Source organism: Streptomyces sp. NPDC001502 (assembly GCF_042894785.1).
GTDB lineage: Bacteria > Actinomycetota > Actinomycetes > Streptomycetales > Streptomycetaceae > Streptomyces > Streptomyces kutzneri.
On sequence record NZ_JBIAVW010000014.1, the window covers coordinates 194,586 to 202,842 of the forward strand.

Genomic DNA, 8,257 nt, shown 5'->3' on the forward strand with positions numbered 1-8,257 from the left:
CCCGCCGCCGAGGCGAAGCCGGCCGCGGCGGCCGAGAAGCCCGTGGACAGCGAGCGCACCGCCGTCTTCCGTGTCCCGAAGGTGGACGCGGCCGGGGCGGAGACCCCGAAGCCGGCTCCCGCCAAGCCCGCCCCCGCCAGGCCGAACCTGGCCAAGCCGGCCGAGGCCAGGCTCGCCGCCAAGCCCGCCGAGTCCAAGCCGGCCGAAGCCAAGCCCGCCGAGACGCGGCCCGCCGAGGCCCGGCCCGCGGCCGAGTCGCCCAAGGGCAGCACCTTCGTGCCGCTGCGTCCGGAGGGCATCGCTCCGAAGCCCGCGCCCGCGTCCGCTCCCGCTCCCGCTCCCGCGCCGACGCCCGCGGCCGGGCCGCGGCCGAAGGTTCCGGTTCCGCCCGCCGCCGCGCGGTTCGACCACTCCGAGCGGACCACGCAGCAGCCGCTGCCGCCCAAGCCGCCGCTCGACATGCTGGCGGACCTCACGAACAACCCGCCCCCGCCGCCGAGCCCGATGCGGACCGCCATCCGGCGGATCAAGATCTACGCGCCGCTCGTCGCGCTCCTCGCGGTCATCCTGGCCGTCGTGCAGCTGGTGCGCCCGCTGCCCGAGCCGAACCTCGTCATGACCGGGAAGTCCTCGTTCACCTTCGAGGGCACCAAGCCCCAGCTGCCGTGGCCCACCGAGGGGCAGGCGTACATGGCGGCCGCCGGTCTCGGCACGCTCGGCCAGTCCGGCGAGCAGAAGCCCGTGCCGATCGCGAGCGTCACCAAGTCGATGACGGCGTACATCATCCTGCGCGACCACCCCATCAAGAAGGGTGAGCAGGGCCAGATGATCGACATCGACAAGACGGCCGAGACCGAGGGCAAGAAGAACAACTCGACCGACAACGAGTCCACCCTCGACACGGTCAAGGAGGGCGACAAGATCTCGGAGTACGACGCGATCGCCGCCCTGATGATCCCGTCGGCCAACAACATCGCGCGGCTGCTCGCGCGCTGGGACTCCGGGTCGCAGGAGGCGTTCGTCAAGAAGATGAACGACACCGCCAAGGAACTCGGCATGACCAACACGACGTACACGGACCCCTCGGGTCTGGACGCGACCACGGTCAGCACCGCCGAGGACCAGGTGAAGCTGGGTCTGAAGCTGGTCGAGATCGAGACGCTGCTCGACATCACCAAGAAGCCCAACTGGGTCGACCCGTACGGCAAGACCTGGCGGAACTGGAACGGCCTCACCGGACCCACCGGCGCGCTCGGCATCAAGACCGGTACGACGACCAAGGCGGGCGGAAACCTGCTCTTCGCCGCCCAGAAGAAGGTCGGCAACACCAACCAGCTGATCGTCGGAGCCGTCCTCGGCCAGCACAAGCCGGCGATCATCGACACCGTGCTCGCCGCGAGCAAGGAGCTGATGCTCGCCACCCAGAAGACACTCGACGCCGCGACCGTCGTGAAGAAGGGTGAGGTCGTGGGCTACGTCGACGACGGGCTCGGTGGCCGGACGCCGGTCGTGGCCACCGCCGACGTGCAGGCGGTCGGCTGGGCCTCGCTGACCGTGGACATCAAGCTCGCGGACAGCGGGGGCAAGCTGCCGCAGACCGCGACGGCCGGTACCGAGGTCGGCGTGCTGACCGTCGGCGAGGGTGCCAGCCAGGTCAAGGTGCCGGTGGCGCTGAAGGACGACCTGGCCGCTCCCGGGATCGGCAGCAAGCTGACGCGCGTCGGCTGACATCCGGTGAGAACGTGGATCCGGCGCCCCGGGCAACCCCGGGGCGCCGGGCCGCGTCTTGGCCCCCGGGAAGTTCGTGTACTCATGGGTTGGGGAGTGCGGCAGTGACCACCGCTGAGCAGCAGGGTCGGCGCCAGGAGGCCATCCCGTCGGCCGACGGCGGTGCTTCCGGGGTGTCCGCGACGGCCGCGCCCGCCGCGGTCGCGGGGTCTGCCGAGTCCGCCACGCCCGCCGGGTCCGCCGCCTCCGCCGCACCCTCCGCGCCCGGAGGCATACGGCCGCCCCGCGGCCCGCTCGGTGCCGTTCTCGACGGGGCCCGGCGCCATCCGGTGGTCGTCGCCACCGTCCTCGCCGGGCTGCTGCACGTCGTCTGGTTCTTCAGCTTCGCCAACAGCGGCGGCGACCTGGCCGCGCAGGACGCCTGGGCCGAGTTCGTCGGCCGCCACCCCGACTCGGCGTACAACCTCGCCTGGTACGGCGGCATGCACCCCGTCTCGTACAGCGTGGTCTCGCCGTACCTCATGCACATGCTCGGCGTCCGGACCACGATGATGATCGCCGGCACCGTCTCGGCGGGGCTGCTCGCCCTGATCCTGACCCGCTGCCGCGGGGCCGTGCGCGAGCCCCTGTGGCCCGCCCTGGCCGGGGTCTACGGGCTGCTCTGCAACGCCCTCTCGGGCCGTGTCACCTTCGGCCTCGGCGTGATGTTCGCGCTCGGCGCCGTCGCCGCCGTCTTCTGCTGGCCCCGCAAGTGGGCGGAGCGGCGCTGGGCCAAGGCCGCGGTGGCGGCCCCGCTGGCCGGCCTCGCGACCGCCGCGAGCCCCGTCGCCGGGCTCTTCCTCGGGGTGATCGCGGCCGCGCTGTTCCTGAGCGGGCGGCGTCCGGGCGCGTACGCGCTGGGGCTGGCCCCGGTGGCCGTGGTGGGGCTGTCGGCGTGGCTGTTCCCGTTCTCCGGGACGCAGCCGATGAAGATCGGCTCGGCGGGGCTGCCGTTCGTGTTCGGGCTGCTGATCCTGTTCCTCGTACCGAGGCGGTGGAAGACCGTCCGGATCGCTTCGGCCGTCTACGCCCTCGGCGTCTTCCTCACGTGGGTGATCGACTCCCAGGTCGGCTCGAACGTCACCCGCCTGGTGATGCTCTTCGGCGGGGCCGCGCTGCTCGCGGCCCTCCCGTACGAGCTCCCGCGCTCGCGGCGCTGGTACGCGGTACTGCTCGCCTTCGTCGGGATCAACGCCTGGATCACCACCAACAGCGTCACCGACATCGTCCGCACCACCCCGCTGGCCGCCTGGAGCCGGGAGCTGGCCCCGCTCGTCGACCAGCTGCAGAAGGCGGGCGCCGACCGCGGCCGGGTCGAGGTGGTCCCGGCCAGCAGCCACCGCGAGTCCTCCGCCTTCCCCTCGTACGTGAACCTCGCGCGCGGCTGGAACCGGCAGGCCGACCTGGAGCGCAACCCGCTCTTCTACGACGACACCCTCACCGCCGACAGCTACCGGGCCTGGCTGGAGCGCTGGGCCGTGCACTACGTGGTGCTGCCCGCCGACAAACCCGACTCGGGCGGGGAGGACGAGGCGAAGCTGGTGCGCGGCGGGCTCCCGTACCTCCAGCAGGTGTGGGGCGACGCGAACTGGCAGCTCTTCAAGGTCGACGAGCCGACCGACCTGGTGGCCGGACCGGCGACCGTGGTGCGGGCGAGCGCCGACCAGCTGGTCGTCGACGTGAAGCAGCCCGGACGGGTGCTGGTGCGGATCCCGCACTCGCCGTGGCTGGGGCTGGTGGACGCGGCGGGCAGGCCCGTACCGCCCCCGCAGGAGACCTTCGCCTCGAAGGCGCGGGGCGGGAGCGGGGAGGGCGGCGCGCTGCGGAAGCAGTACGCGAACACGGCGGGGTGCCTCTTCAAGGCCGCTCCGGACGAGACCGGGGACGTGTGGACGGAGCTGCTGGCGCCGGCGCCGGGGGAGTACCGGGTGGCGGCGAAGTACCAGCTGCCGCGGGGGACGCCCTGCCCGGAGGACCTGGTGCACCAGACGCTGGGCCAGCCGAGGCGTCCGGCTCCGCCGCGTCCCTGATCGAGACTCTTGATCGGAATTCTTTGCCCATCGGTCCGGGTGCGTTGGTCCGTATATGTGCATACGATCCCAGTAGTCCGATTGGGTGCTTCCCGAAGGAGTTGACGACGGGATGAACAAAGAGCAGAAGCGGGATGTCCGGGTGGCCATCGCGAAGGCGCAGGAGCAGCCACAGCCGCCGCGCGCTCCGGGACACGGCTTCAGTGGTCCGGTACGGAGCAAGGTCAAGGGCGGACCGCACACGAAGGCCGCGCTCAAGCGGGCCGGCACTCCGCAGGGCGACCGTATCGGCGAACGCAGCAGTGGCCTGAGCTGACCGTGATGGCACAGCCCTTCCGGCCAGGGCCGGGAGGGCTTCGTGCGCCTTGATGCCGCTGTCGGTCGCGATCCGTGCTCGGGGGTGTCTTGTCGACGCGATTCGGCCTGAGCCGGTGGGATCCGGCCGGATCCCGCCGCTCACCCGCCGGGGCTCGCGCATTACCGTGACGTGACCATGAACGACACGCAGCGCGACGCGCGGCTGCAGCCGCGCCCGCGGCTGCCGGCCTGGACCTCGACCCTGACCTGGAAGGCCACGGTCTTCATCACCCTCATGTGCTGCGGACTCGCGGCGCTGCTGGGCTGCCTCGTGCACGGCGCCATGACACGCCAGACCGTGGGCACGGCCCGCGAGAAGGCGCTGACCCGGCTGGAACGGACCGTCGAGGCCTACGAGACCGGCGCGCGCATGCCGCGCGGCGAGGGCATCGACCCGTCGGGCCTGCCCCCGGAGCTGCGAGCCCTGGCCGTCGGCGGCAGGCGCGGCACGGCCGTCGGCACGTACCGGGGCAGGCCCGTGATGTGGGCGGCCGGGCCCGCGGCCCACGGCAGCGCGCTGGCCGTCTCCGTGGACTTCCGCGCGAGTGAGCGGACCATCGCCGAACTGGACCGGGCCATCCTCGGCTCCTCGGGGCTCGCCATCGCAGGCACCCTCCTCATCGGCGCGTTCGTCGTCACCCGGATCACCCGGCGGCTGCACCTGACCGCGCAGGTGGCCCGCCGGATCAGCGCCGGCGACCTCGACGCGCGCGTCGACGACAGCACGCGCAGCAAGGACGAGGTGGCGGCGGTCTCCCGGGCCCTGGACACCATGGCCTCCTCGCTGCAGTCCAAGCTCGAAGCGGAACAGCGGTTCACGGCGGACGTCGCCCACGAGCTCCGCACCCCGCTGACCGGCCTGAACGCGGCCGCCGAGCTCCTGCCGCCGGGCCGCCCGGCCGAGCTCGTACGGGACCGGGTGCGGGCCATGCGCTCGCTGACCGAGGACCTCCTGGAGATCTCCCGTCTGGAGACGCGCAGCGAACGCCTGGAAGTGGATTCGCACGACCTGGCCGACCTGGCGGCGCGCACGATCCGCGCCTCGGGCACCGACACGGCCCTGGAGGTGCGCGGCCCGCGCGGACCCCTGCGGGTGGAGACGGACCGGCGGCGCCTGGAGCGGATCCTGGGCAACCTCGTGGCCAACGCGCACCGCCACGGCGCGGCCCCGGTCACGCTCACGGTCGACGGCCGGACCCTGAGCGTGACGGACTCGGGCCCCGGCTATCCGGAGTACCTGCTGACCACCGGCCCGCAGCGGTTCCGTACGGACGGCACGAACAAGGGCCACGGGCTGGGCCTGACCATCGCGGCCGGCCAGGCCCGGGTCCTCGGCGCCACCCTCACCTTCCGCAACCGGGAGGCGGGCGGCGCCGAGGCCCGCGTCACGCTTCCAGGGCCCGCAGCACCGGGAGCAACTGCGCTTCCTCGCCGTCGAGATGAGCTTCCAGCTCCCGGCTCAGCCGCTCCACGCGCTCGCTGAACCGGGCGCCGGGCGCGTCCAGGGCCCCTGCCAACTCCTCCTGGAGCCGCGCGATGACGCGGTGCTCGGAGCCGATCCGGCGGAAGAACTCCCGCATGTGCGGATGCTGTTGCTCCAGGTACGGGAAGAGGCCGGCGTCCTCGCTCCGGTGGTGGAACTCCAGCGAATGGCAGAACGCGAGGCAGTGCTGGCGCAGTTGCAGCCCCAGCGAGGCCGCCGCGGCGCCCTGCGGCTCCTCGCGCGCGAGTTCCCGTACGAGGGCCAGCTGCGCCCGCAGCCAGCCGTGCACGTCGAGCAGCTTCCCGGCGATCCCGCCCTCGCCCGAGGCCGCCTCGTGCGTCCGCTGCAGCACCACGACGGGGATCACCCGCGCGGTGCGCTCCTGGTACTCCCCGTACCCGGGCTCCTCGCGCACGACGCGCGCGAACAGCTGGTCCCGCCGCGCTCCTTGGGCGGGGACGGCGACGGCCTCGTACGTCTGCGTCCCGGTCTCGACCTCCACGAGGGGACGCGCGAGCAGATTGTGATACCAGGCGGGATGCCGGTCGGCCCCGGCGGCGGACGCGACGACGAGCAGATCCCCGTCGCCCTCGCGGGCGAACCCGAGCGGAACGGTGTGCGGCTTCCCGGACCTGGCGCCGGTGGTGGTGAGCAGGATCAGCCCGGAACCTTCGAAGGGCCCGCCGACCTGGCCGGCGTTCGCCCTGAATTCCTCGATGACGTTGTGATTGAACGATGACACGGAGTGTGGACTTCCTCACGGTGTGTGCGTGCGTGCGACGGCAGCGGAACAACCGAGGGAGATCACCCGTAGCCGGTGGCGTACATGCCCATAGGCCCGGTCCTTCGACAACAGGTGCCTGCCCAACCACCGCCCGGCCCACATCTCAGTAGGCGGCGTCACGCGACACATGCGCCATGTAACCACAACGCGAAGAGGCCCCGCGATCGATATCGACCGCGGGGCCTCGTCCGTGCCCTCGGCAGGATTCGAACCTGCGACACCGGCTTTAGGAGAGCCGTGCTCTATCCCCTGAGCTACGAAGGCGGGGTGCTGTCGGCAAACATGTCCGAAGGTCTGCCGAGGTGGGCGGACCGCGCAGACGTGTCTGGCGACAGGCGTGGTGGCAGCCGGTGAGGGCGTAGCCACCGCGGTCAGTGTAGCGGGTGGTGCATGATCCGTAGGAGGAGATACGTGCTCACAGCCTCAAGCCGCGCCGACTCCGCAGGCAGGAACCCGCTCGTGGGGTGGCTCCGGTCGAAGCGTGCGCGCGCGGGACTCGCCGTCCAGGCGGAAGCCCTCGATGCGGCCGGCACGGTCGGCCGCTCAGCCCTGCCAGCTGTGTGCGGTGCGGAAGCCCGGGGTGCGTTCCAGGCGGCGCCAGCCTGCCCGGGGGTGGGGGATGGGGCGGGGTTCTGTGACGGCGGCGGCGCGGGCCAGGAGGATCGCGGTGATCGCCGCCAGTTCCTCGGGGGCCGCGTCGCCCTTCTCTATGCGCAGCAGGGTGTTCATACGGTTCAGCTCTCCTTCGCTCGGTTACTGCGGCGGGTTGCCGTGCTTGCGGGCCGGCAGGTCGGCGTGCTTGTTGCGGAGCATCGCGAGGGCGCTGATGAGGACCTCGCGGGTTTCGGTCGGGTCGATGACGTCGTCGACGAGGCCGCGTTCGGCCGCGTAGTACGGGTGCATCAGCTCGGTCTTGTATTCCTTGATCTTCTGCGCGCGCATCGCGTCCGGGTCGTCGGCCCCGGCGATCTCGCGGCGGAAGATGACGTTCGCCGCGCCCTCGGCGCCCATGACCGCGATCTCGTTGATGGGCCAGGCGTAGGTGAGGTCCGCGCCGATGGACTGGGAGTCCATGACGATGTACGCGCCGCCGTAGGCCTTGCGCAGCACGAGGGAGATGCGGGGCACGGTGGCGTTGCAGTAGGCGTACAGGAGTTTGGCGCCGTGGCGGATGATGCCGTTGTGCTCCTGGTCGACGCCGGGCAGGAAGCCGGGGACGTCGACCAGGGTGACGATCGGGATGTTGAAGGCGTCGCACGTCTGGACGAAGCGCGCGGCCTTCTCCGAGGCGTGGATGTCCAGTACGCCCGCGCAGCTGGCGGGCTGGTTGGCGACGACGGCGACGACCTGGCCGCCCATCCGGGCCAGGGCGCAGATGATGTTGGTGGCCCAGCGCTCGTGGACCTCCAGGTACTCGCCCTCGTCGACGAGTTCCTCGATGACCTTGCGCATGTCGTACGCCCGGTTGCCGTCGGCGGGGACCAGGTCCAGCAGGGCGTCGCCGGGGCGGTCGGCCGGGTCGCCGGTCTCGACCGCGGGCGGGTTCTCCCGGTTGTTCTGCGGGAGCAGGGACAGCAGGTAGCGGACCTCGGAGATGCAGGTCTCCTCGTCGTCGTACGCGAAGTGCGCGACGCCCGAGGTTCCGGAGTGGACGTCGGCGCCGCCGAGGCCGTTCTGGGTGATCTGCTCGCCGGTGACGGCCTGGACCACGTCCGGGCCGGTGATGAACATCTGCGAGGTGTCGCGGACCATGAACACGAAGTCCGTCAGGGCCGGGGAGTACGCGGCGCCGCCGGCGCACGGGCCGAGCATGACCGAGATCTGCGGGATGACGCC

7 protein-coding genes and 1 tRNA gene are annotated in these 8,257 nt (G+C 72.0%); 4 read left to right on the forward strand and 4 right to left on the reverse strand.

All coding sequences use genetic code 11. The features are described from left to right. The 4 genes from ACFY0D_RS24765 to ACFY0D_RS24780 form a co-directional block, all read left to right on the forward strand. The coding region (locus ACFY0D_RS24765) for a D-alanyl-D-alanine carboxypeptidase family protein (RefSeq protein WP_390800245.1) at positions 1-1,728 on the forward strand (1,728 nt) is incomplete at its 5' end. Between the two features lie 104 nt (positions 1,729-1,832). Further along, positions 1,833-3,797 carry an MFS transporter gene (locus ACFY0D_RS24770; RefSeq protein ID WP_390800246.1) on the forward strand — a complete coding sequence of 655 codons (1,965 nt, stop codon included), beginning with the start codon at positions 1,833-1,835 and terminating at the stop codon, positions 3,795-3,797. Between the two features lie 112 nt (positions 3,798-3,909). Further along, a complete protein-coding gene (locus ACFY0D_RS24775; RefSeq protein ID WP_390800247.1) occupies positions 3,910-4,113 on the forward strand; it encodes a hypothetical protein in 204 nt (67 codons plus the stop codon). A gap of 177 nt (positions 4,114-4,290) precedes the next feature. Next, entirely contained in the window at positions 4,291-5,637 is a 1,347-nt protein-coding gene (locus ACFY0D_RS24780) for an ATP-binding protein (protein ID WP_390800248.1), read from the forward strand. On the opposite strand, the gene ACFY0D_RS24785 is transcribed toward ACFY0D_RS24780, so the two are convergent. The 4 genes from ACFY0D_RS24785 to ACFY0D_RS24800 form a co-directional block, all read right to left on the reverse strand. Then, the gene (locus ACFY0D_RS24785; protein ID WP_390800249.1) at positions 5,540-6,379 is read right to left on the reverse strand and encodes a nitroreductase/quinone reductase family protein; all 840 of its coding nucleotides are present in this window, start codon (positions 6,377-6,379) and stop codon (positions 5,540-5,542) included. The two genes, ACFY0D_RS24780 and ACFY0D_RS24785, sit on opposite strands and share 98 nt — an antisense overlap. Before the next feature lie 233 nt (positions 6,380-6,612). Beyond that, positions 6,613-6,685 (reverse strand) — tRNA-Arg (locus tag ACFY0D_RS24790). 279 nt (positions 6,686-6,964) lie between these two features. Continuing rightward, a complete protein-coding gene (locus ACFY0D_RS24795) occupies positions 6,965-7,150 on the reverse strand; it encodes an acyl-CoA carboxylase subunit epsilon (protein WP_390800250.1) in 186 nt (61 codons plus the stop codon). Positions 7,151-7,174: 24 nt separating this feature from the next. Further along, positions 7,175-8,257 (reverse strand): acyl-CoA carboxylase subunit beta (locus tag ACFY0D_RS24800; protein ID WP_390800251.1); only part of this gene is annotated, 1,083 nt, incomplete at its 5' end.